Genomic DNA, 22,855 nt, shown 5'->3' with positions numbered 1-22,855 from the left:
GGGCGCAACTGTGTTTGATCTTGAGTACTTCTACATGACCAGGCTGAGCAACCCGGCGACGATGAAACCCACCACGGACAAGATCGTCTCCAGTACGGTCCAGGTCTGCAACGTCTCCTTGACCGACAGCCCGAAGTACCGCGAGACGATCCAGAACCCACCGTCGTTGACGTGCGACGCGATGATCGAACCAGACGCGATCGCCATGACCACGAGCGCCAGCTGCGGCTGCGAGTAGTTGAGGTCCGCGAGCACCGGGGCGACGATGCCCGCCGTCGTCACGATGGCCACGGTCGCCGATCCTTGAGCGATTCGGATGACGCAGCTGATGACGTACGACAGCGCGATCACCGGCAGTCCGAGATCGGACAGCTCGGTCGCGAGGGCCTTGCCGACACCTGTCGCCGAGAGCACCGCGCCGAAGAACCCGCCTGCGCCGACGACGAGCAGGATCATCGCCACCGGCCGCAGCGACGCGCCGGACAGCTCGGCGATCTGGTCGCGGGTCATGCCGCGGCGGAACCCGAGCAGCCAGAACGCGAGCAGCACCGCGATCGTCAGCGCCACCGCGGGCGTGCCGAAGAACGTCGTGACGCCCAGCAGCGCGGAACCCTTGGGCAGCAGGATGCTGCCGAACGTGCCGGACAGGATCAGCACCAGCGGCAACCCGATGATCGCCAGGACCAGCCCCAGCGGGGGCGCCTCCCGGCCGTTCGTCGACGCGTCGACGCGCGCCTTCTCGGCCGCTTCCAGCATCTCCTCCGGCACCGGCACGACGATCTTCTTGCCGATCCACGACGAGTAGAGCACGCCACCGACCAGCCAGGCCGGGATCGCGACCGCGAGACCCATGATGATGATCCAGCCGAGCGACACCTTGAGCAGGCCGGCCGCGGCGACCGGACCGGGGTGCGGCGGCATGAACGCGTGCATCACGGACAGGCCCGCGAGCAGCGGCATGCTGTACAGCACGATCGACTTGCCGCTCTGCTTCGCCGCCACGTACACCAGCGGTGCCAGCACGAAGATGCCGATGTCGAAGAACACCGGCACGCCGAAGATCAGACCGGCCAGGCCCATGGCGAGAGGTGCCCGCTTCTCACCGAACGCCCGCAGCAGCTTCTCCGTCAGCACCTGCGCGCCGCCGGACGCCTCGAGTATCGCGCCGAGCAGCGTGCCCAGCCCGATGATCGCGGCGATGTGCCCGAGGATGCCGCCGAAACCCTTCTCCAGCAGCGAGTCCGATGCCTTCTGCGCCGAGCCGACCAGCGTCTCCGTCGGCAGGCCCGACGCGAGCGCGACGAGCAGGCCGACGACGAGCAGCGAGATGAACGGCTCGACCTTGAACTTGATGATCAGCAGCAGCAGCACCGCGATGCTGAGCGCCGCGAGGGTCAGCAGACCCCCGGTGGTGTGTTGCAACCAGTCGATCACGGGCGGCTCCTGAGTGAGTGGCCCGGCAGGGCGCCGGTGGCGGTTCCGTCGTCGATCACCGGAACACCGTTCACGAGCACGAACGGGATGCCGGTTGCCTGCTGCCGAGGCTCGTCGAAGGTCGCGGTGTCCGTGACGTTCGCGGGGTCGAACAGCACCAGGTCGGCCGCGAAGCCAGCGCGGACCAGACCCCGGTCGGTGAGCCGCAAACGCTTCGCGGCGCGGGAGGTGAGGTGCGAGACGCACTCCTCGAGGCCCAGCACGCCGAGCTCGCGGACGTAGCGCGCGAGGTAGCGCGGGAACGTGCCCCACGCGCGCGGGTGCGGCCGGTCGCCGACGAGCAGCCCGTCGCTGCCACCCGTGTGCGCCGGGTGCTTCATGATCGCCTGCACGTTGCTCTCGTGCCCGACGTGCATGAGGCAGGAGGTGCCCAGCCGCTCGTCCAGCAACACGTCGAAGTACAGGTCGGCAGGGGGTTTCTGGGCGATGTCCGCGGACGTGGCGACGCTGTTGCCGACGAGGTGCGAGTTGTCCGCGTTGCGCACGCCGTTGATCTCGATCGAGTCCCAGTCGACCGGCACGCCGTGGCAGCCGTCCGAGCCGATCTCCTCGATCTCCACCCTGATCCGTTCGCGGGTGTCCACATCGGACAACCGGCGCAGCGTCGCCTCCGGCCCGCCCTCGGTCGCCCAGCTCGGCAGCAGCGCGGACAGGTAGGTGGCGCCCGGCAGGTACGGGTAGGTGTCGAGGCTGATGTCCGCGCCACCGGAGATCGCCTCGTCCAGCAGCGCCAGCAGCTCCGGCGCGCGGCCCTTGTTCACCGGGAAGTTCATCGTCGCGTGCGCGAGGTGCAGGGGGCAGCCGGAGCGCGTCGAGACGTCCACCATCTCGGCGTACGCCTCCAGCGCGCCCGCGCCGTAGCTGCGGTGGTGCGGGCTGTAGAACCCGCCGAGCTCGCCGACCACCCGGCACAGCTCGACCAGCTCACTGGTCTCGGCGTACATGCCGGGCGTGTAGGTGAGCCCGGACGACATGCCGCACGCGCCCTCGCGGATCGACTGGGCCAGCACTTCCTTCATGCGGTCCAGTTCGGACGGTGTGGCCGGCCGGTCGTCCCAGCCGACGCACAGCATCCGCAGCGTGCCCTGCGGAACGAGGTACGCGGCGTTCACCGCGATACCCCGGTCGAGCCGGTCGAGGTACTCGCCGACCGAGCGCCAGTTCCAGTCGAAGCCGGGCGGGTCGTCGTTCCACCCGGCGAGCTGGCCGCGCAACGTCGCCAGCACCTCGTCGTTCACCGGCGCGTAGGACAGGCCGTCCTGGCCGAGCACCTCGGTCGTGACGCCCTGCGACACCTTCGCCAGGTGGTCCGGCTCGGCCAGCACCCGCAGGTCGGAGTGCGAGTGCATGTCGATGAACCCCGGCGCCAGCACCAGGCCGTCCGCGTCGATCGTGCGCGTGCCGGTGAGGCCGTCGCCGATCTCCGCGATCCTGCCCTCGTGGACACCGACGTCCGCCCGGTAGCTCGGCGTGCCGGTGCCGTCGGCGATGCGTGCCCCTCGGATGACGATGTCCACTTCGCCGCCCCCTAGAAGTAAGTGCGGATCAGGTCGACGACTGTCGTGCCGTCGACGACGGGGATGAGCTGCCACTTGTCGAAGACCGTGCAGGGGTGGGAGAGCCCCAGCTGGATCCAGTCGCCCACGCGGACCGTCGCCTCCGCGCCCAGCGCCATGAACGCGTGCTGGTCGTTCAGCGCGGTGATCCTCGCGTCGGTGAGCGGAACGGTCGCGCCGTCGCGCCTGCGCAGCACCTGCGGCTCCGGCAGGCCCTCGTCGAACGACGCGTCGCGTTTGCCGATCGTCAGCAGCGCCAGGTCGCGCTGCGGCCGTGAGGTCACCTGCGCCCACGCCTTGAGCGCCGGGCGGAACGGCGCGGCGTCCGCGATCCGGCCGAACGGCGAGATGCCGCGGTAGAAGCCGTCGTCGTGGGTGACGTACGCGCCGCTGCGCAGCACCGGCACCACCGGCAGGCCGTTCGGCCACGGCTGCGTGATCGTGCTGGCGACCTGGTCGAAGTACGCGCTGCCGCCCGCCGTGACGATCACCTGCTCCAGCTCGTCGAACAGGCCGTCGTCGGCGAGCCGGAGCGCGAGCGCCCGCAGTTCCGTCAAGTAGCGATCCACAATGGACTGGGACGACTCGGACGCGTCGTGCGCCAGCGCGCCCTCGTAGCCTCCGACGCCCGCGAGGCGCAGCTGCGGGTACTGGGTGACCTTGCGCGCGACGGCGAGCGCGGTGTCGACGTCACGCGCGCCGGTTCGTCCGCCGGGTGCGCCGAGCTCGACGAGCACGTCGATCGGGCGGCCGGGGGAGATCTCCTGCAGCGTCTCGGCCATCAGCGAGACGCCGGCCTCCGAGTCGACCCAGCAGGAGAACTCGAAGCTCGTGTCGTGGTCCAGCTCGGCGGCCACCCAGCGCAGCGCGGCCGGGTCGAGCAGCTGGTTGGCGAGCAGCACCCGACTCACCCCGAACGCCCGGTACACGCGCAGCTGGCTCGCGTTCGCGGCCGTGATGCCCCACGCGCCGTGTTCGAGCTGCCGCTGGAACAGCTGCGGCGCCATCGTCGTCTTGCCGTGCGGCGCCAGCTCGACGCCGTGCGCGGCGCACCACTTCGCCATCGTTGTCAGGTTGTGGTCGAGGGCCGCCGCGTCGAGCACGACCAGCGGGCCGACGAACTCGTCGGCGAACAGGTCGAGACGCTGACCGGCGGTCTCGCGGATGCTCTGGCCGAACGCGTCCGACGGCAGGCCCTTGAAGCGCCAGCCGACGCGTTCGTCTCCGATCGCGGCTACTGCGGACGAGTTGATCCCGACTTGTTGCATATTTTGCAACTCCCATTGCGCGATGTGATGTTGGAGTGTGTAGCATTCAGGTGCTCCGCCGTCAACGGAACGAGTACTGGAGAACGCATGCGGTTCGAGCAGGTTGGCGGCGTGGTGTGTCTCGGCGAGACCATGGTGGTGATGGTCCCGGCAGAACCCGGTCCCGTGCACGAGGTGCGCACGTGGCATCGCGCGATCGGGGGAGCCGAGTCGAACGTCGCCTGCCACCTCGCCCGTCTCGGTGTGCAGTCGAGCTGGGTCAGCGCGGTCGGTGACGACGCGTTCGGCCGGGCCGTGCTCGACACCGTCGGCGCTGCGGGCGTCGACGTCTCCCTCGTGCGGATCGACCCGACCAGGCCGACCGGCCTCTACGTCAAGGAAGCGTCCGCCGCGGGCAGCGCCGTCCGGTACTACCGGCGCGGGTCGGCGGCCTCCGGCATGGGTCTGGAGATGATCGACCGGCTCAGTCTCGGCTCGGTGCGGTTGGTGCACGTCAGTGGAATTACCCCGGCGCTGTCCGACACATGCCTGGCGATGCTGCGCGAGTTGCTGCGCAGACCGCGCCACGGTTTCCAGATCTCGTTCGACCTCAACTGGCGGCCCGCGCTGTGGGCCGACCGCGATCCGTCCGTGCTGCGCGAGCTCGCCGACATGGCCGACGTGGTGCTGGCAGGCGCCGACGAGGCCGAGATCGTCTGGGGCACCGGGGATCCCGCGCGGCTGCGCGCCTACCTGCCCGGCCCGCGCAGCATCGTCGTCAAGCAGGGATCCGCGGGCGCCACGCTCGTCGAGGACGGCTGCTCCCACTTCGAACCCGCGCTGCGGGTCGACGTGGTCGAGCCCGTGGGCGCGGGCGACGCGTTCGCGGCCGGTTTCCTCGCCGCCACACTCGCCGGGTGCTCCTCGCGCACCCGGTTGCGCGCCGGGCACCTGCAGGCCGCGGCCGCACTGTTGACCACTGAAGACGTGGGCTCACCGCTGCCCGCCCACGTCACGGACCCGTTGCTGGAAGCGGATCCGGAAGTGTGGGCCGCCGCCCGCCTGGAGGTTTCATGAGTCAAAGCCTCGACCGCGCGTTGACGCTGGTCAGTCAGCTCGCCACGGGGCCGAAGACGCTCGACGAGCTGTCGGGCGTCATCGGTGTGCACAAGTCGACCACCTTGCGGCTGCTGCGCACCCTGGAGACGCACCGGTTCGTGCAACGCGACGGCGTGCACCACTACCGGCTCGGCACCGCGTTGTTCGACCTCGCCAACCGCGCTCTCGAGGAGCGCGACGTGCGACGTTCGTCCGAGAACGCACTGCGGGAGCTCAACGCGCGCTTCGGTTACACGGTGCACCTCGCGTCCTACGAGGACGGTGAGGTGATCTACATCGACAAGTACGACAGCACCCACCCGATGCGCATGTACTCGCGCATCGGCCGCCGCGCGCCGCTGCACTGCACGGCCGTGGCGAAGGTCCTGCTCGCCGACCTGGCGCCCGCCGCGTTGCAGAAGGTCATGGCGGGCATGGAGTTCCCCCGCCTGACCGCGAACACGATCTCCGGTCCGGAGGAGTACCTGGCCGTCCTCGCCGAGGTGCGGAAGAAGGGCTACGCCGTCGACAACGCCGAGCACGAGGACTTCATCCACTGCATCGCGGCGCCGATCCGCGGTGCGCGCGGCGAGGTGCTCGCCGCGGTTTCCATGTCCGTGCCGAAGGTCCTGCTCGATTTCGACGGGCTCATCGGCCACCTGCCCGACCTGCTCGCCACCGCGCAGGAGGCATCGGTTGAGTGTGGTTACGCGCCACCACGTTGATTAGGGGAGTTTGTCTTGTCCAAGACCGAGATCCGCACCGACGACGCGCCCAAGCCGCCGGCGAACTTCTCGCAGGGCGTCCGCAAGGGCAACATCCTGCAGGTGGCCGGCCAGGTGGCGTTCGACGCCGCCACCGGCACCGTCGTGGGCACGACCGTCGCCGAGCAGACGCGGCAGACGTTCAAGAACATCGAGACCGTGCTGAAGGCGGGCGGCGCGTCGCTGGACGACGTCGTGATGCTGCGCGTGTTCCTCACCGACGTGTCGCAGTTCGGTGAGATGAACGGCGTGTGGGACGAGATCTTCACCGGTCCCGCCGCGCCGGCTCGCACGACCATCTACGTCGGCCTGCCCGCGGGCCTGCTCGTCGAGATCGACGCGCTGGCCGTGCTGGACTAGCTGGGAAACGCCGAAGGGGGGAGCTTCCGCGGAAGCTCCCCCCTTCTTCACGCCCTGTTGGCTAGACCGTGTGGGAGACCCACACCTTGGCGTAGCTCTCGCCGTAGAGCACGAGCTGGCCGTTGTCCTCGACGATGATCCGCGTGCCCGACGTGCCACCGGTTCCGGTCGCCCACAGCGGGCGGCCGTTCTCGTCGTACAGCACGAAGTTGCCGTCGTGCTGCATGAACACCAGCTTGGAGCCCTGGTTGTTCGTCGCGGTGGCGAACTTCGGGGTGCCGTTGTTGTACAGCACCAGGTTGTCGTCGTTCTGCAGGATCAGGAAGTGCTGGCCGTTGGGCGACGTGATGCGCTCGTCGGCCTCCAGGCTGTCACCGGGGACCAGGCGGTCCGGGCCGGAGACGAGGTCGGGCTCACCGTTGACGTGCAGGAGCTTGTTCGGCGAGCCGACGGGGTCGACGACCACGTTCTTGGTGGCGGAGTTGGTGATGTGGTCCGACACCTGCTGCGGCGTGGCAGCGGGGTTGTCGGCCAGGTACAGCGCCGCCGCGCCGACCACGTGCGGCGTCGCCATCGACGTGCCGCTGATGGTCAGGTAGCCGTTGTTGTTCCACGACGACGTGATGTCGACGCCCGGCGCGAACAGGTCGGTGCAGGCGCCGTAGTTGGAGAAGGACGCGCGCTTGTCCTGGTTGTCCGTCGCGTTGACGGTGATCGCCTCGGCGACGCGGGCCGGCGAGTAGTTGCAGGCGTCCAGGCCGAAGTTCATGGACGCCACCGCGTAGGTGACGCCGGAGGCGATCGAGTTGCGCACCGCGGTGTCGACGGCCGCGATGGCGCTGCCACCGAGGCTCATGTTCGCGACGGCCGGCTTGACGGCGTTCGCGGTGACCCAGTCGATGCCGGCGATGACGCCTGCCCAGTCACCACCGCCGCTGCAGTTGAGCACCTTGACGGCGTGCAGCTTCACGGCCTTCGCCAGGCCGACGGACGAACCGCCGACGGTGCCGGCGACGTGCGTGCCGTGGCCGTTGCAGTCCGTGTTGTTGGTGTCGACGCCGTTGAAGTTCCAGGTCGCCCGGCCGCTGAACTCGGGGTGGTCGACCTTGATGCCGGTGTCGATGATGTACGCGTGCACGTTGCTCGCGGTGCCGCGGTAGCCGTAGGTGTTCGTCGGGTTCTTGGACCGCTGGTCCACCCGGTCGAGACCCCAGCTGGGCGTCGGTGTCTGCTTGTCGGCGGCCAGCTGGACCGTCTGGTTCTGCTCGACGGACTTGACCGCCGGGTCGGCTGCGAGCTTCGCGGCGGCATCCGCCGTCATCTTGCCGGCGAAGCCGTGCAGCGCGCTGCTGTACCTGTGCTCGATCTTGGCGTCCACCTTCGCCGCGAGCGCGTCCGCGGTCTGCGGGCCGTCCTTCAGCACGACGATGTAGCTGCCGTCGATCGCGGTGCTCTTGGCCTCAGCCGGCGCCGCGAACGCGGGAACGGTCGCGAAGGCGGTCAGCGCGATCGCGATCGCACCCGCACCGGCGAGCCGTCTGTGAAAACTCCCCATCAGGGATCCCCCATCGTGTAGTGATCTACCGCGCGTGAGGGTATGGGGAAAGCGCTTCCGCATCACTGGTTTTCGAAAAGATCGTCCAGGAGGCCCAACCGTGAAGTGGTACGCCGACAACCCGACCCGCTTCGGCCTGCAAGTGATCTTCGATCTCGTCGCGCTCGGCTGGGCGGCGCTGTGGATCTGGATCGCCGTGACGGCGCACGACGCGGTGCTGGACCTGCGCGCGCCGGGCGACGGGCTGGTGAACGCGGGATCCGGCATCAGGGACGCGTTCACCGGTGCCGCGGACAAGGCCCGCGGGGTGCCGCTGGTGGGTGATGATCTGTCCGGCGCTCTGGGTGGAGGCACCCGAGCGGGGGAGACGTTGATCGGTGCGGGGAACGCGCAGATCTCTGTGGTGCAGGACACGGCGTTCTGGCTCCAGGTGGCGCTGATCGCGTTGCCGCTCGCGTTCCTCCTGATCACCTGGTTGCCGCTGCGGCTGCGGTTCGCACTGCGCGCGGGCGCGGCGCGACGGCTGCAGGTCGCCGGGTTCTCGGACCTGCTGGCCCTGCGCGCGTTGAGCTCGTTGCCCGCTCGTCAGCTGGCGCGGTTCTCCGACGACCCCGCGGAGGCGTGGCGGCGCGGGGACGACGAGGTGATCGCGGCGCTCGCGCGCCGCGAACTGTCCGCTCTGGGCTTGCGCTAGTAAACGGGACCGGTGAACTTCTCGCCGGGGCCCTGGCCCGGCTCGTCCGGCACGGCGGAGGTCTCGCGGAACGCGCGCTGCACGGACTGCAGGCCGTCCTTCAGCGGAGCGGCGTGCGGCCCGAGGTACTCGGACGCGGCGGTCACGAGCCCGGCGAGCGCGGTGATGAGCCTGCGGGCCTCGTCGAGGTCGCGGCGGGGCGAGTTGTCGGGGTCCGGGTCGGCGAGCCCCAGGCGTTCCGCTGAGGCCGAGAGCAGCATCACCGCGGCCCGGCTGATCACCTCGATGCTGGGGACGTCGCCGAGGTCGCGCACGCTGTCTTCCTGCTGGTCGGTCACGCGCACCATTCAAGCAAGCGGCTCCGACCACCCGGCGATTCGGGGGTTGACAAGTCCGTCTGCTACTATTTCCGGCGCGACCAGCCCTCGTTAGTGCGGGGGCGGCAAGTGGAGCCCCGCTCCCACCCGCGACCACCGTTTTCAGGTGGCCGGGTCCGGTCCATCCCACTAGGGGACACGTGTCCTTGTGCGGTGTGCGATCGGTCGGAAGCGGGCCCCTCGTCAGTGATGACGTGGGGCTCTTGTCTTTTGGCGCACAACGAGTCGCAAAGGACGTGAATGACAAGTCCCTCGAACCGAGGTGCTCCCGTCAGCACCGAGCCGCGCATCAACGACCGCATTCGGGTGCCGGAGGTCCGTCTTGTCGGGCCGAATGGTGAGCAGGTCGGGATCGTTCGCATCGAGGACGCGCTCCGACTCGCGCAGGAAGCGGATCTGGACCTCGTCGAGGTCGCCGCGCAGGCTCGACCGCCGGTCTGCAAGCTCATGGACTACGGCAAGTTCAAGTACGAGACCGCGCAGAAGGCTCGCGAGTCGCGTCGGAACCAGCAGCTGACGGTCATCAAGGAGCAGAAGCTCCGCCCGAAGATCGACCCGCACGACTACCTGACGAAGAAGGGCCACGTGGCCCGCTTCCTCTCGCACGGGAACAAGGTCAAGGTGACCATCATGTTCCGCGGTCGCGAGCAGTCGCGCCCCGAGCTCGGTTACCGCCTCTTGCAGAGGCTGGCGGAGGACGTCGCGGAGCTGGGCTTCGTGGAGTCGAACCCCAAGCAGGACGGCCGCAACATGATCATGGTGTTGGCGCCGCACAAGAACATCAAGGCGCGTCCGGTCAAGCAGGAAGAGGACCAGGTCTCGGACACCGAGACCGACACCGCTTCCGAAGAGTAAGGACGCATGGCCGCCCCCGACCCGGTGGCAGCACGAGACGAGGACGGAAATGCCGAAGAACAAGACGCACAGCGGGACCTCGAAGCGGTTCAAGGTCACCGGCAGCGGCAAGCTGGTTCGTGAGAAGGCCGGCAAGCGCCACATCCTGGAGAAGAAGTCCAGCCGTGTGACGCGGCGTTTGAGCGGTACGGCCGAGGTCACCCCGCACGACGCTCCGCGCATCAAGAAGCTGCTCGGTCTCTGACCAGCGATCCCCTTTAGCAATCCGGGCCCCCGACGCCCTTGAGATCGACAGGATGGACCCGTGGCACGCGTCAAGCGGGCTGTGAATGCCCAGAAGAAGCGCCGTACCACCCTTGAGCTGGCCAGCGGTTACCGCGGCCAGCGCTCGAGGCTGTACCGCAAGGCCAAGGAGCAGGTGCTCCACTCGCTCAACTACGCGTACCGCGACCGTCGTGCGCGCAAGGGTGACTTCCGCAAGCTCTGGATCCAGCGCATCAACGCCGGTGCGCGCCAGAACGGCATCACCTACAACCGCTTCATCCAGGGCCTGAAGCTCGCGGGTGTCGAGGTCGACCGCAAGATCCTCGCGGACCTCGCCGTCACCGACGCCAACGCGTTCTCCGCGCTGGTCGAGATCGCGCGCAACGCCCTCCCGACCGACGTGAACGCGCCGGTCGAGGACAAGGCCTGAGCGGGAACTCCCGCGCCCGACGACCCGAGGCGGCTCCGTTCACCGAACGGACCCCTCGGGTCGTTGCTGCTCGCCACCTGACGCGGCGTCAGGGCAGGGATCGCGCGGACCGCTTCCTCGCCGAAGGCGCACAGGCCGTGCGCGAGGCGCTGGCGTGGCCGGGTCACGTGCACGAGCTGTTCGTCACCTCCGCCGCGGCCGAGCGCAACGCCGACCTGATCAACGCCGCGATCGACGCCGGTGTCCGGATCAGCGAGGTGTCCGAGAAAGCCGCCGCAGGCCTCTCGGAAACCGTGACGCCCCAAGGGCTCGTCGCCGTGTGCGACACCGTGCCGCAGCCGCTGGCTGTCGCGCTGGGCGGCGCTCCTCGGCTCGTCGCCGTGCTTCTCGGCGTGACTGATCCGGGTAATGCCGGCACCGTGGTTCGTGTTGCCGACGCCGCTGGTGCTGACGCGGTGATTTTTGCTGGTGACACCGTTGATCCGCACAACGGCAAGTGTGTGCGTGCTTCCACCGGGTCGTTGTTCCACCTGCCCATTGCGCGTTCGCGTGACGCCGACGAGGTGTTCGCCGCCTGTCGTGCTGCTGGGCTTCGGCTGGTCGCTGCTGATGGGTACGCCGAGCACGACCTTGATGCCGCCTCGTTGAACGGGGATCTTGAGCAGCCCACTGCTTGGGTGTTCGGCAGTGAGGCGCACGGGTTGCCTGACGCTGTTGTGTCTAGTTTGGACACTTCTATGCGGGTGCCCATCTACGGTGGGGCCGAGAGTCTCAATCTGGCTACCGCTGCTGCGGTTTGTCTCTACGCGTCTGCTCGTAGTCAGCGGTCTGTTCGTTAGGTGTTTGGTGTGCGGGGGGCGGGGAGGGTCTCGCTGATCACCTCACGGTCGCCACATCGAAAAGCCCCTGTCAAGGCGGAAAAGCTGCCTTGACAGGGGCTTTTCGATGTGGCAAGGCTGCGCCTGATCAGCGAGACCCTCCCCGCCCCGGCCGTCCGGATGCTTGGGATCGTTCGGCTTGCCGGTTTGTGCTCGGGGGCCGCGCCCGGTTGGCAGTGCGTGGGTTGGGAGTGCGGCGGGCGCTCCTTTCTTTTGGCATCTGCCGGTTTTCGCTGGGCTCCCTTGGCATCTGCCGGTTTCGTCGGGCTCTCTTGGTATCTGCCGGTTTGGGCCGTGCTCGCTTGGGCCGTGCGGTCAGGTTGGCAGGTCAGGGCTCGTGAGTGATTAGGAGGCCTATGGCACTCCTAATCACTCACGAGCTCTGACCTGCTGTGGTTGATGGCGGTGCCTGTCGCTGGCGGGCTGGGCGGTGCTCCCTTGGTGCCTGCGTGTTCGGTCGTGTCCGCCGCGCCTCGTGCCGGTAGGTGTGTGGCGGGCCTTGGATTCTGCGGGGTTTGGGGGTTGGCCATGCTGCGGGGCCGGGAATGTCGGTGCTGGCTGGGAGCATCGATTCCGGGGGTCTCGCGTGCGGGGACGCCTGCGTCAGCGATGGCAGGCGGCCCCTCAGCGGCGCGTCAGTGGGACAGGGCTGCGGTCAGCGAGCGCACCAGCGGGTCTGTCCCCGCCGCCTTGTGCTGTTGCTTCAACGCCTCCGACAGGATGGACAGCACGTCCCCGGTCTGCGTCGAGTCGTCGGGCAGCAGAGACGCGGCGCGTCTGGCCTCGGCTTCGGCGCCCTCGGGGTCTGAGGCGTCCAGCAGCAGGCGCGCCCCACGAGTCACGAGGAACACTTGCCACGGCCGGTCTGCCAGCGCGGCTGCGAGTGACTCGGCGGTGCGGTTCTCCTTCATCGCCGAGGCGAAGTCGCCCGCACGGCCGTGCATGAACGCCCGGATCGCCGCGATCTCGGCGGTGTGCCGCTGTTGTGCCGACGTGTCCGTGACGCCGGGTAGTAGGCGCGAGGCCTCGGCTAGAGCGGCGTGTGTGGCCGCTTCCTCCTCGGCGGGTAGGACGCCCGCTGCCTCGATCCACGAGCTGACTGCCTCGGCCACCTCGGATGCTGTTTCCCAGTCGCGGGCGGCTGCGGCGTACACCGAGGCGGCGGTTGCGCCGTCGCCTGCTCGGTGCAGGACGTTGGCCAGTGCGTCCTGGGTGAAGGCGCGGCGCGGGTGGTCGTCCGGGGACAGCAAGGAAAGTGAGGTGCGCAGGTGGCGTTCGGCTGAGGGGAACTCTCCCAGGCGGCGGCAGACCTGGCCCAGGCGGAAGGTCACCTGCAGGGCCAGATCCTCCTGGTCGGCGGGTACCAGGCGCAGGGCTTCCTCGAGGATCTCGGCTGCCTCGACGAAGCGTTCCGAGCGCAGGTAGCCCGCGCCCAGGATGTGGCACGACTTCACGGTGTGCACGGGAGTCAGGTGGACGCGTGACGCGGCCACGGTGGTGCGCAGAGGGCCCAGGTGTTCGGCCTCCTGTTCCAGTTCCTCGATCGCCAGCGACCACAGGAACAGGGCCTCGGCGCCCGCCGCGCCGGTGAACGACGACGCGAAGGACTGGCCGGTGGTCATCGCTGACTTCACCTGGCCGGTGACGGTCTGCAGGCGCAGCAGGATGCGTTGGGCGTCGAACCACACGCTCGGGGGTGCGGCCGACGTGCTCAGCACCTGCGAAACCAGAGTGGTGGCGGCGTCCAGGTCCTGTTGGCGGGCCAAGTGCTCGGCGCGGTCGACCAGTACGCGCATGCGCAGGGACGGCACGTCCAGTGAGAAAGCCAGGTCCAGCATCGACGACGCTGCCGCGTGGTCGTGGTGGGCGTCGAGCAGTTCGACCAGTGCCAAGGCGGCCAAGGTCTTGGTGGTGTCCGAGGTCGCCGACTCCAGGCAGGTGCGGGCGATGGCCAGGCCGTCCGGCAGCCACACGGAAACCCTGGCGCGGTAACGGCAGGCCAGGTCGGGGGACAGGCGGTCCAGCTCGGCCTCGAACAGCGGGTAGTCGAACTCGGCGTTGCCGGAGATCATGCGGCGGATCGACGTCTGCGCGGCCAGTTCCTGCGGCAGCAGGGCGTCCATGTCCGACGGCAGCGACTCCAGGAGGCGGCGGCCGGTGACGAAGTCGCCCGCGTCGTAGGCCTCGACCATGCCCTGGGCGATCTCCACCGGGTCGCCGGACTCGACCGGCTCCGGTGCGAACACCGGCGCGGCTACCGGGACGGCGAGCTCCACGTGCACGGAGTCCTTGCGCGCCAACGATTCCAGGGTGCGGGACGTGCACGCGGTGCTGGCGTTGCGGGCGTCGAAGGCCGAGGCCAGCGCCAGCGCGCGGGCGCGCAGCTGGTCCAGCAGGTCGGCTGTGGGGACGGCGCCGGTCAGCGGCACGTCGAACGCGAAGTCCGGGGCGATGCGGGACAGCAGCACGGACGCGGAGATGGCGAACTGCATCTCGGCCGACGGGCTCACCGAGCCGTGCACGCGGTGCAGGTTGCGCTGCAGGATCTCGATGCCGCGCGCGATGTTCCCGGTGACGGCGCAGAACTCGAGGTGCTCGTTCAGGTAGCCGGTGGTCGTGTCGTCCTTGATCAGCCGGTACGCCGTCAGGTGCGCGGAAGCGGCGCCCGCGAGGTCGCCCGTCTCCAGCAGCGCGGGCAGCACGGCGGTCAGGATGCCCTGCGGCTGCGTGGCGCAGCCCTGGTCGGAACCCAGTACCGGCTGCGCGTGCGCGACGGCCTCCGCGTGGCGGCCCTGGTTCACCAGGTGCGTCACCTGCTCCTCGACGACGCACGCCGCGCAGTCGCTCATCGGGCCGGACTCCGTTGCCAGGTAACGGCCGAAGTGCTCGGCGAACGCCTCGGCGTCACCCACGTGGAAGGCCTGGTCGGCCCGTGCGCCGTGGATGGGCTGCATCGAGTAGCCGTGCTGCTGGTAGCGCGTGGCCAGCTGGATGATCACGGACTCGATCTGCGCGAGGCTGAACCTGGGGTCGCGGCGCAGGCCGCCGGGGACCCACTTGTGGGCCCAGTCGAACGTGTGGCGGTCGTAGTCGTCGAACGACGTGGGGTCGCGCTGCTCGGCGGCCATGCACCAGGCGAACGGCGCCAGCATCAGGTCGTAGCGGTCGAGGTCGTAGCAGGACCGGATCAGCTGGATCCGGCACGACACCCCGAGCGGCAGGTGGTCCGTCGCGTCGGCCGCGCGCGCGGCGCGTTCCAGCGCCTCGTGGCGCGCCATGCCCGACGGCATCTCGTACGCCTCGGCGAAGAGTCTCTCGGCGTCCTTCTTCTCGTCGCTCACGATCAGCGTCCCCCCACGGCGCGGTCCAGCAGTTCCAGGAACGAGCGGTTCAAGGCGGCGGTGTCCTTCGGCCGCATCGGACGACGAGCCTGGAGCACCGCGTGCACGTACAAGCTTTCCAGGGTCAGCTCGACCAGCGCCGGATCGGTCAGCCGGGCGAGCCGCTGCACGAGCGGGTTGCGGCAGTTCAGCACCAGCTGCTCGCTGCGCCCCGACTCCTCGGACATCAACTGGGACAACAACTCCGCCCACAGCGGGTCGGCCTCGGCACCCACCTCGGACGTGTCCTTGCGGCGCTGCTGCTCGGCGTTGCTGATGAGCAGCGCGGGCAGCGACACCGGGTCGAAGTCGCGCGGCACCGCGTCGCAGTCGTGCCGCTCCAGCGCGCCGGCACCCATGACGAGCCGCGACCGCAACGCGGCCAGGAACTCCGGTTCCGGATCGCCGAGCGCGGCCAGCAGCTCGGACGGCGCGGCCCGGCGCGCGGCGGACGGCCCGAGCCGGTCCAGCAGCTCGACGTCGTAGGCGTAGCCCGCGTTGACCAGCCCGAGGCCCTGAGCGGCGGCGACCGGCGCGAGCTGGTGGTACTCGTCGACGTCCGGGATGTAGAGCACGGTGCCGTGCTTGCGCTGGAACTGCTTCAGCGGCATCGGCCCGTCGGTGGTCTCGAACGGCAGCCACCGCTCGACCAGCCGCAGCATGTCGTCGTCCACCCGCGCCAGCGACTTGATGCCCAGGTGGTGCGCCTCCAGCAGCTGGCCCGCGCGCCGCGGCTCGGTCGCGTCGAGCCGGATCAACCAGTCGCGGACCTGGTCGCCCAGCTCCTCGCGCACCGCGAGCAGCGTCTCGTCCTGGTACAGCGACTCGCGCGAAGCGGTCGGCCGCAGCGCGGTCACGTCGACCACGCACCGCACGAAGTACGCCCAGTCCGGCAGCAGGCCCTCGACGTTGTCACCGACGAGCATCCGCTTCAGGTACACCTTGTGCGTCTGCCGCGTCCCCGGATGCACTCCGGCGGGCAGCACGAACGCCACGCCGGTCAGCCCGACTGCGGGCACCTCGATCGGCACCGCCTCGAACGCCTTGAACCCCAGCGCCCGCTCGCCGTACGCGATCAGGTCCTGCTCGTCGTCCTCCCACGGCAACGTCCCGGTCGTCACCACCGAGCCCGCCACCGAGATCCGCGCGGGCAGCAGGTCGCCGTACTCCGACACCAGCGGCCGCACGATGTCCGCCTCGAGCCAGTGCTCGGCGCCGCGCGCGGGCGTCAGCTCGATCGACGTGCCGACCGGAACCTCTTCGGAGAGAACCGAAACCGAGTAGTTCCCCTCCGCGTCGGCACTCCAGCGCACCGGCGCGCCACCGCGGGCGGACCGCGTCACCAGCGTGATCCGGGACGCCACCAGGAAGCACGACAGCATGCCCACGCCGAACTGGCCGAGGAAGCCTTCGCGCGCGAAACCGAGCTCGTCTCGCTTCGACGTGCGTCCCAGCACGGACAGCAGCTCGTGGACCTCGGTCTCGGTCAGCCCGATCCCGGTGTCCGTGATGCGCAGCGTCTCGCCGAACGTGATCTCGACGTCCGCGGGAGCCCCGGGATCGAGCTCCCGGCGCGCGGTGATCGCGTCCACGGCGTTCTGCAGCAGTTCGCGGACGTAGACGCGCGGACTGCTGTACAGGTGGTGACTGAGCAGGTCGATGATGCCGCGGAGATCGACGCGGAAGGTGTGCCCCATGGTGACGTCCAGTCTAGGGAGCCGACGGGCCGCCGATCATGCCTTTTAGAGGAACGGGCGGAGGAGGTCAATACCTCCTCCTCTAGGATCAGTCCGTTTGCAACGAGATGTCCGCGACGGGAGCTGTCCACCAACCATGTCCGGAGCCAACGACCCGTACGACCCGAAAGAGGTAGCGGCGCTCTCGCCGGAGAACCTCGACGCGGCCGTGCAGAAGGCGCGTGAGGCGTTCGCCGCCGCGATCGACCTGGACGCACTCGCCGCCGCGAAGCCGGGCCACCTCGGTGACCGCTCGCCCGTCCTGCTCGCCCGCAGGGAGATCGGCGCGCTGCCACCCAAGGCCAAGGCCGAGGCCGGCAAGAGGGTCAACGAAGCGCAGTCCGCCGTCAAGACCGCGTTCGACGAGCGCTTCGCCGTGCTGCAGGTCGAGCGCGACGAGCGCGTCCTGCGCGAGGAGAGCGTCGACGTCTCGCTGCCGTGGGATCGCACCCCGCGCGGCGCGCGCCACCCGATCACCACGCTCGCCGAGCGCATCGGTGACGTCTTCGTGGCCATGGGCTACGAGATCGCCGAAGGCCCCGAGCTCGAGACCGAGTGGTTCAACTTCGACGCGCTGAACTTCGGCAAGGACCACCCCGCGCGCTCGATGCAGGACACGTTCTACATCGCGCCCGAGAACTCCAGCCTGGTGCTGCGGACCCACACGTCGCCTGTCCAGGCGCGCACGCTGCTGGACCGCGAGCTGCCGGTGTACGTCGTCTGCCCCGGCCGCACGTTCCGCACCGACGAGCTCGACGCCACGCACACCCCGGTGTTCCACCAGGTCGAGGGCCTCGCCGTCGACAAGGGCCTCACGATGGCGCACCTCAAGGGCACGCTCGACGCGTTCGCCCGCGCCATGTTCGGCGAGAACTCCACGACGCGCCTGCGTCCCAGCTTCTTCCCCTTCACCGAGCCGTCGGCCGAGGTCGACGTGTGGTTCCCGGAGAAGAAGGGCGGCGCCGGCTGGGTCGAGTGGGGTGGCTGCGGCATGGTCAACCCCAACGTCCTGCGCGCGTGCGGCGTCGACCCGGACGTCTACTCCGGCTTCGCCTTCGGCATGGGTCTGGAGCGCACTCTGCAGTTCCGCAACGGCCTGCCGGACATGCGGGACATGGTCGAGGGCGACGTCCGCTTCACCCAGCCATTCGGAACGGAGGCCTGACCGGTGCGTATTCCGGTTTCCTGGCTGGTCGAGCACCTCGAGTTCGACGAGACACCCACGCCCGAGCAGCTCTCGGACGCCTTCACCCGGATCGGCATCGAGGTCGAGGAGGTCACGCCGCTCGGGCCGGTGACCGGCCCGATCGTCGCGGGCCGAGTGATGGAGATCGAAGAGCTCGCCGAGTTCAAGAAGCCCATCCGCTACGTCAAGGTCGAGGTCGGCCCGGACCAGGTCAACAACGTCATCTGCGGTGCCACGAACTTCGTCGAGGGCGACACCGTGGTGGTCGCGCTGCCCGGCGCCGTGCTGCCCGGCGACTTCACGATCACCGCGCGCAAGACGTACGGCCGCACCAGCGAGGGCATGATCTGCGCCGCCGACGAGCTCGGCATCGGCGACGATCACTCGGGCATCCTCGTGCTGCCCAGCGGCACCGCGCAGCCCGGTGACGACGCCATCGAGCTGCTCGACCTCACCGACACGGTCATCGAGGTCGCCCCGACGCCGGACCGCGGTTACGCGTTCTCGGTGCGCGGGCTGGCCCGCGAGATCGCGTGCGCGCTGGAGACGCCGTTCGGCGACCCCGGTGGCGCCGAGATCCCCGAGGCCGAGGGCGAGGTGTGGCCCGTCCACATCGAGGACCGCACGGGCTGCTCCCGCTTCGTGGCCCGCCGCGTGACGGGTGTCGACCCGACCGCGCCGACGCCGTGGTGGATGCGCCGCAGGCTCATGCTCGCCGGCATCCGCTCGATCTCGCTGCCCGTCGACATCACGAACTACGTGATGCTCGAGCTGGGCCAGCCGCTGCACGCGTTCGACGCCGCCGCGCTGCAGGGCGGGCTCGTCGTCCGCCGCGCGACCGCGGGGGAGAAGCTCACGACGCTGGACGACACGGTCCGCGAGCTCGACCCGGACGACATCGTGATCTCCGACGACAGCGGCGTGGTCTCGCTCGCCGGTGTCATGGGCGGCGCGTCGACCGAGGTCCGCGACGAGAGCTCGGACATCCTGCTGGAGGCCGCGAACTGGGACCCCGCGTCCATCGCGCGGACCGTCCGCAGGCACAAGCTGCCGTCCGAGGCCGCCAAGCGCTTCGAGCGCACGGTCGACCCGGCGCTGGCCCCGGTCGCGCTGGAGCGGGCCGCGAAGCTGCTCAACCACTACGGCGACGGCAGCATCAAGCCCGGCCGCACGGACGTCGGCGTGCCCGAGCTGCCGCTACCGGTCTCGATGCCGATCGACCTGCCGGACCGCGTCGCGGGCGTGCGCTACGCCCGTGGCGTCACGGCTCGGCGCCTCGGCCAGATCGGCTGCCAGGTCGCGGTCACCACGTCCGACGACGGCCAGACCATCGTCACGGCCGTGCCGCCGACCTGGCGCGCGGACCTCGTGCAGCCCGCAGACCTGGTGGAGGAGGTGCTGCGGCTGGAGGGGTACGACACGATCCCGTCCGTCCTGCCGCCCGCGCCTCCCGGCCGCGGCTTGAGCGAGCAGCAGCGCCGCCGCCGCACCGTGTGGCGCGCGCTGGCCGAGAACGGGTTCATCGAGGTGAAGCCGTTCCCGTTCATCAACCCGGCGGTGTTCGACGCGTTCGGGCTGTCCGCGGACGACGTCCGCCGCAACGCCGTCGGCGTGCTGAACCCGCTGGAAGCGGACAAGAACGTCCTCGCGACCACGCTGCTGCCCGCGCTGCTGGAGACGCTGCTGCGCAACCTGGCGCGCGGCGCGAAGGACGTGGCGCTCTACAACATCGCTCAGGTGACGCTGCCGCGCACGCAGCAGATCCCGGTGCCCGCGCTGGGCGTCGACAGGGCGCCGACCAAGGCCGAGATCGCGTCGCTGGAAGCCGCGCTGCCGGTGCAGCCGCTGCACGTGGCCGGTGTGCTCACCGGGCACCGCGAGCTGGCCGGTTGGTGGGGCAAGGGTCGTCAGGCCGACTGGGCGGACGCCGTCGAGGCCGCGCGCCTCGTGGGCCAGGCGTACGGCGTCACGCTGCGCGTCGTCGCGTCGGACCTCCTGCCGTGGCACCCCGGCCGCTGCGCCGAGCTGCGCGTCGGCGACTGGCCCGTCGGCCACGCCGGTGAGCTGCACCCGAAGGTCGTCGAGGCGCTGGGCCTGCCCAAACGCACCGTCGCGTTCGAGCTGGACCTGGACGCGCTGCCGCTCGACGACCACCGCCCCGCCCCGACCGTGTCGGCGTACCCGCCGGTGCTGCTGGACGTGGCGCTCGTCGTGGACGCCTCCGTGCCGGTCGCGTCCGTGTCCGAGGTGCTCGGTGGCGGTGCCGGTGAGCTGCTGGAGGACATCCGGCTGTTCGACGTCTACACCGGCGAGCAGGTCGGCGATGGCAAGCGCTCGCTGGCGTACTCCCTGCGCTTCCGCGCACCGGACCGCACGTTGACGGTGGAGGAGGCGACGGTCGCGCGCGACGCCGCTGTCGCAGCCGCCGCCGAGGCGTTCGGAGCGGCTCTCCGCTCCTGATGGTTTCCTGAAGAGGAGCCCGCGATTCTGCTGAGTCGCGGGCTCTTTTCGTGTCACTGGGTGGGACGCCGGCGGTTGATTCCTGAAGCGGAGCTGAAGCCTGTGACCGGGGGCGGAATCAGCTGAGACAGGTTCACTCGGTTGGTACAACCAGTTACCGTCGAGTTTGGAATCAAACGTGCTGGTGGTGGCGCTGAGTAGCTGTCAAGGTGCCGAAGGTCCCGACTTCTGAGGGTATCTCGGCGCCCACTAGCCGCTTGCGCCCCCGTTGAAGGTTCTCCAATATTGGCGTCGCGGCCCGCTGGGGCCGAGGGGCGAAGCGATGAACCGTCGGGCGAGAATGGTCGCCGGTCCGGCGGGGAGCTAGAGGCGAACCCACCGCCTGGAGCAACAAAGTATGGAGTTGCGCCATGCGAAGTTTGGGTCCCCGGCTGGAGATCGCCGTCTCGTTGACGATCCTGATGGTGGGAGCGGCCGTCGTGGCCGCGATGCACCTCACCTGGCCGGCGCCTCAGCTGCCCGCGATGGCCTACTCGGTCAGCAGCGGTGAGTCGGGCCTCGGCGACCTCAAGCCGTTCGAGATCAACGACATCTCCGGCGCCGCGGTCGAGCTCCGGCCGGGTGCCGAGGGCAGCAGACTGGTCCGGCTGACCAACCCGAACAGCGTCGACATCATCGTCAAGCAGCTCTCCGCAGTCCCCGGCCAGCCGGTCGACGAGGCCCAGCAGCGCGTGCTGGAGTGCCCGCCCGGCGTGCTGACCGTCGAACCGATGACCACGCCGATGCTGATCCCGCAGGGCGGCACCGTCGAGGTCGAGATGGTCGTGCGCATCGCCAAGGACGTGCCGCTCGAGTGCACCGACCTGGTGTTCCCGCTGACCTACTCGGGGCAGGCGATGCGCGGCTAGGGTCGCGCGTTCAGCGCTCGGCTTTGAGGATCGCGTCGAGCATGCCGGGGTAGAGGGCGTCGAGGTCCGTGCGGCGCACCGTCGTGATGCGCGACGTCCCGTCCGGCCGCACGTGGATCACGCCCGCCTCGCGCAGGGTGCGCAGGTGGTGCGTGCGCGTCGACTTGGTGATCGGCAGGTCGATCGCCCCGCACGCGACGCCCGTGCCGATCCGGTCCAGCTCGCGCACCATCCTCAGCCGCATCGGGTCGGCGAGCGCGTGCAGCACCGCTTCGATGCGGATCTCGTCGCGCAGGGGGTGGGGCAGGACGTCGCTCATGGGGTCCATAGTACGAGATTTGTCGTAGTTCGATGAATCTCGTAGTACGGTGACTGTCGAACCAAGCTTCCGACTGGGGAGAGACATGTCGCCACGCACCTACCTGCTCGCCTTCGGCGCGTTCGCCGTCGGCACGAGCGGGTACATCGTCACGGGCGTCCTACCTGCGGTGAGCCGGGAGCTCGCCGTTTCGCCCGCCGCCGCGGGCCAGCTCGTCACCGCCTTCGCCGTCGCCTACGCGCTCGCGGCGCCGCTGTTCGCGGCGCTGACCGGGCGCTGGGAACGGCGGCGGCTGCTCGTGGTCGCACTGCTGGTCAGCGCGCTGGGCAACGCGTTCGCGGTGATCGCGCCGACCTACGAGCTGCTGCTCGCGTCACGGGTGCTCAGCGCGTTCGGCGCGGCCATGTTCACGCCGGCCGCCACCGCGGTGGCCGCCGTGATCAACCCGCCCGAGCGGCGGGGGCGGGCGGTCGCGATCGTTTTCGGCGGCCTCACGTTCGCGCTGGTCATCGGGGTGCCCGCGGGCAACGTGCTGGGCGGGCCCATCGGGTACCACGGGGTGTTCGCGCTGGTCGCGGCCGTGTCGGTGCTCGCCGCCGTCAGCGTGCTGGCCGGGGTGCCGCGGATGGCCGCACCGCCCGTGGTCGGCCTGCGCGAGCGGTTCGCCGTCGCGGGCGACCGGCAGGTGCGGCTCGTGCTCGGCATGACCGTGCTCGCGTGCCTCGCCGCGTTCGCCGTCTTCACCTACATCGCGCCGCTGCTGACCGCGGTCGCCGACGTGCACGGCTCGACGATCAGCCTCCTGCTGCTCGTCTACGGCGTCGGCGGCGCGCTCGGCAACGCGCTCGGCGGCCGGGCGACCGACCGCTACGGCAGCCGCGGCCCGCTGCTGGTGATCTTCAGCGTGTTCACCGTCGTGCTGGCCACGTTGCCGCTCACCGCGACCACCGCGTGGTCCGCGGGCGCGGTGATGTTCGTGTGGGGCCTGTTCACCTGGTCGGTCAACCCGCCGATCCAGAACTGGCTGATCGAGCTCGCCCCGGAGAGCAGCGGATTGTTGTTGTCCCTCAACGCTTCCGCCATCTACCTCGGGGTGGGGCTGTCCGGTGTGTTCGGTGGGCTGGTGGTCAGCTCCGCGGGACTGGTGGCACTGCCGCCGATCGCCGCCGCGATCGCGGTGCTGGCGTTCGGGTTGCTGATCATGGCGAGCCGCCGCCCGCAGCCCGTTCCGGTGGGGTGACGCACGTCGCCGAGGTGAATGCGTTGCGCGATCGATCGCGGACCGGGTACGGTG

The 22,855-nt window shown here is 69.7% G+C and carries 20 protein-coding genes; 12 read left to right on the top strand and 8 right to left on the bottom strand.

Translation table 11 applies throughout. The features are described 5' to 3' along the window. Positions 1 to 30: 30 nt before the first annotated feature. Genes FKR81_RS35480 through FKR81_RS35470 form a run of 3 tightly spaced genes read right to left on the bottom strand, consistent with a single transcriptional unit; the run spans position 31 to position 4,318 of the window. Positions 31 to 1,434 (bottom strand): GntP family permease, encoded by a 1,404-nt coding sequence (locus FKR81_RS35480; RefSeq protein WP_146358600.1) that lies wholly within the window; start codon positions 1,432 to 1,434, stop codon positions 31 to 33. After that, positions 1,431 to 3,011 carry an N-acyl-D-amino-acid deacylase family protein gene (locus FKR81_RS35475; RefSeq protein WP_146358599.1) on the bottom strand — a complete coding sequence of 527 codons (1,581 nt, stop codon included), beginning with the start codon at positions 3,009 to 3,011 and terminating at the stop codon, positions 1,431 to 1,433. The genes FKR81_RS35480 and FKR81_RS35475 overlap by 4 nt, the downstream gene beginning before the upstream one ends. A gap of 11 nt (positions 3,012 to 3,022) precedes the next feature. After that, positions 3,023 to 4,318, bottom strand: a complete 1,296-nt coding sequence (locus FKR81_RS35470) for an amino acid deaminase (RefSeq protein WP_146358598.1) — start codon at positions 4,316 to 4,318, stop codon at positions 3,023 to 3,025. Positions 4,319 to 4,405: 87 nt separating this feature from the next. On the opposite strand from FKR81_RS35470, the gene FKR81_RS35465 reads away from it, so the two are divergent. Genes FKR81_RS35465 through FKR81_RS35455 form a run of 3 tightly spaced genes read left to right on the top strand, consistent with a single transcriptional unit; the run spans position 4,406 to position 6,519 of the window. Then, positions 4,406 to 5,374: a sugar kinase gene (locus FKR81_RS35465; RefSeq protein ID WP_146358597.1), complete on the top strand. Its 969-nt coding sequence runs from the start codon at positions 4,406 to 4,408 to the stop codon at positions 5,372 to 5,374. Further along, positions 5,371 to 6,120 carry an IclR family transcriptional regulator gene (locus FKR81_RS35460; protein WP_146358596.1) on the top strand — a complete coding sequence of 250 codons (750 nt, stop codon included), beginning with the start codon at positions 5,371 to 5,373 and terminating at the stop codon, positions 6,118 to 6,120. Before FKR81_RS35465 ends, FKR81_RS35460 begins: the two co-directional genes overlap by 4 nt. A 15-nt stretch (positions 6,121 to 6,135) precedes the next feature. Then, positions 6,136 to 6,519, top strand: a complete 384-nt coding sequence (locus FKR81_RS35455; protein WP_146358595.1) for a RidA family protein — start codon at positions 6,136 to 6,138, stop codon at positions 6,517 to 6,519. A 61-nt stretch (positions 6,520 to 6,580) separates the two neighbouring features. Here FKR81_RS35455 and FKR81_RS35450 read toward each other — a convergent pair whose 3' ends face one another. After that, positions 6,581 to 8,074: a S8 family peptidase gene (locus FKR81_RS35450; RefSeq protein ID WP_186763368.1), complete on the bottom strand. Its 1,494-nt coding sequence runs from the start codon at positions 8,072 to 8,074 to the stop codon at positions 6,581 to 6,583. 100 nt (positions 8,075 to 8,174) lie between these two features. Here FKR81_RS35450 and FKR81_RS35445 point away from each other — a divergent pair, with 100 nt between their 5' ends. Beyond that, positions 8,175 to 8,768 carry a hypothetical protein gene (locus FKR81_RS35445; protein ID WP_146358594.1) on the top strand — a complete coding sequence of 198 codons (594 nt, stop codon included), beginning with the start codon at positions 8,175 to 8,177 and terminating at the stop codon, positions 8,766 to 8,768. Here FKR81_RS35445 and FKR81_RS35440 read toward each other — a convergent pair. Then, complete coding sequence (locus FKR81_RS35440; protein ID WP_186763367.1) at positions 8,765 to 9,115, bottom strand: DUF1844 domain-containing protein; 351 nt, start codon at positions 9,113 to 9,115, stop codon at positions 8,765 to 8,767. The two genes, FKR81_RS35445 and FKR81_RS35440, sit on opposite strands and share 4 nt — an antisense overlap. A 270-nt stretch (positions 9,116 to 9,385) precedes the next feature. Here FKR81_RS35440 and infC point away from each other — a divergent pair, with 270 nt between their 5' ends. The 4 genes from infC to FKR81_RS35420 are packed head-to-tail and all read left to right on the top strand — an operon-like array spanning position 9,386 to position 11,533. Continuing rightward, a complete protein-coding gene (gene infC, locus FKR81_RS35435) occupies positions 9,386 to 10,000 on the top strand; it encodes a translation initiation factor IF-3 (RefSeq protein WP_146358592.1) in 615 nt (204 codons plus the stop codon). A 49-nt stretch (positions 10,001 to 10,049) separates the two neighbouring features. Continuing rightward, on the top strand, positions 10,050 to 10,244 hold the full coding sequence (rpmI, locus tag FKR81_RS35430; RefSeq protein WP_146358591.1) for a 50S ribosomal protein L35: 195 nt from the start codon (positions 10,050 to 10,052) through the stop codon (positions 10,242 to 10,244). Between the two features lie 60 nt (positions 10,245 to 10,304). Continuing rightward, a complete protein-coding gene (rplT, locus tag FKR81_RS35425; protein ID WP_146358590.1) occupies positions 10,305 to 10,694 on the top strand; it encodes a 50S ribosomal protein L20 in 390 nt (129 codons plus the stop codon). After that, the gene (locus FKR81_RS35420) at positions 10,691 to 11,533 is read left to right on the top strand and encodes a TrmH family RNA methyltransferase (protein ID WP_146358589.1); all 843 of its coding nucleotides are present in this window, start codon (positions 10,691 to 10,693) and stop codon (positions 11,531 to 11,533) included. The genes rplT and FKR81_RS35420 overlap by 4 nt, the downstream gene beginning before the upstream one ends. Positions 11,534 to 12,207: 674 nt before the next feature. On the opposite strand, the gene FKR81_RS35415 is transcribed toward FKR81_RS35420, so the two are convergent. Both FKR81_RS35415 and FKR81_RS35410 read right to left on the bottom strand, forming a co-directional pair. Further along, positions 12,208 to 14,913 carry a tetratricopeptide repeat protein gene (locus FKR81_RS35415; RefSeq protein ID WP_146358588.1) on the bottom strand — a complete coding sequence of 902 codons (2,706 nt, stop codon included), beginning with the start codon at positions 14,911 to 14,913 and terminating at the stop codon, positions 12,208 to 12,210. Between the two features lie 2 nt (positions 14,914 to 14,915). Then, positions 14,916 to 16,649, bottom strand: coding sequence for an HSP90 family protein (locus FKR81_RS35410; protein WP_146358587.1), 1,734 nt, complete (start codon positions 16,647 to 16,649; stop codon positions 14,916 to 14,918). Between the two features lie 136 nt (positions 16,650 to 16,785). On the opposite strand from FKR81_RS35410, the gene pheS reads away from it, so the two are divergent. From pheS to FKR81_RS35395, 3 genes are all read left to right on the top strand, one after another. Next, the gene (pheS, locus tag FKR81_RS35405) at positions 16,786 to 17,853 is read left to right on the top strand and encodes a phenylalanine--tRNA ligase subunit alpha (protein WP_146358586.1); all 1,068 of its coding nucleotides are present in this window, start codon (positions 16,786 to 16,788) and stop codon (positions 17,851 to 17,853) included. A 3-nt stretch (positions 17,854 to 17,856) separates the two neighbouring features. Next, complete coding sequence (gene pheT / locus FKR81_RS35400; protein WP_146358585.1) at positions 17,857 to 20,334, top strand: phenylalanine--tRNA ligase subunit beta; 2,478 nt, start codon at positions 17,857 to 17,859, stop codon at positions 20,332 to 20,334. Positions 20,335 to 20,744: 410 nt separating this feature from the next. Further along, on the top strand, positions 20,745 to 21,242 hold the full coding sequence (locus FKR81_RS35395; RefSeq protein WP_146358584.1) for a hypothetical protein: 498 nt from the start codon (positions 20,745 to 20,747) through the stop codon (positions 21,240 to 21,242). A 10-nt stretch (positions 21,243 to 21,252) separates the two neighbouring features. On the opposite strand, the gene FKR81_RS35390 is transcribed toward FKR81_RS35395, so the two are convergent. Next, positions 21,253 to 21,561: an ArsR/SmtB family transcription factor gene (locus FKR81_RS35390; RefSeq protein WP_407936571.1), complete on the bottom strand. Its 309-nt coding sequence runs from the start codon at positions 21,559 to 21,561 to the stop codon at positions 21,253 to 21,255. An 85-nt stretch (positions 21,562 to 21,646) separates the two neighbouring features. Here FKR81_RS35390 and FKR81_RS35385 point away from each other — a divergent pair, with 85 nt between their 5' ends. Then, a complete protein-coding gene (locus FKR81_RS35385; RefSeq protein ID WP_146358582.1) occupies positions 21,647 to 22,801 on the top strand; it encodes an MFS transporter in 1,155 nt (384 codons plus the stop codon). Positions 22,802 to 22,855: the final 54 nt, after the last annotated feature.

It is taken from the genome of Lentzea tibetensis, from assembly GCF_007845675.1.
GTDB classification, from domain to species: Bacteria; Actinomycetota; Actinomycetes; order Mycobacteriales; family Pseudonocardiaceae; genus Lentzea; species Lentzea tibetensis.
Note: the sequence above shows the minus strand (reverse complement) of the source record. Positions and strands in the feature narration are given on the sequence as shown.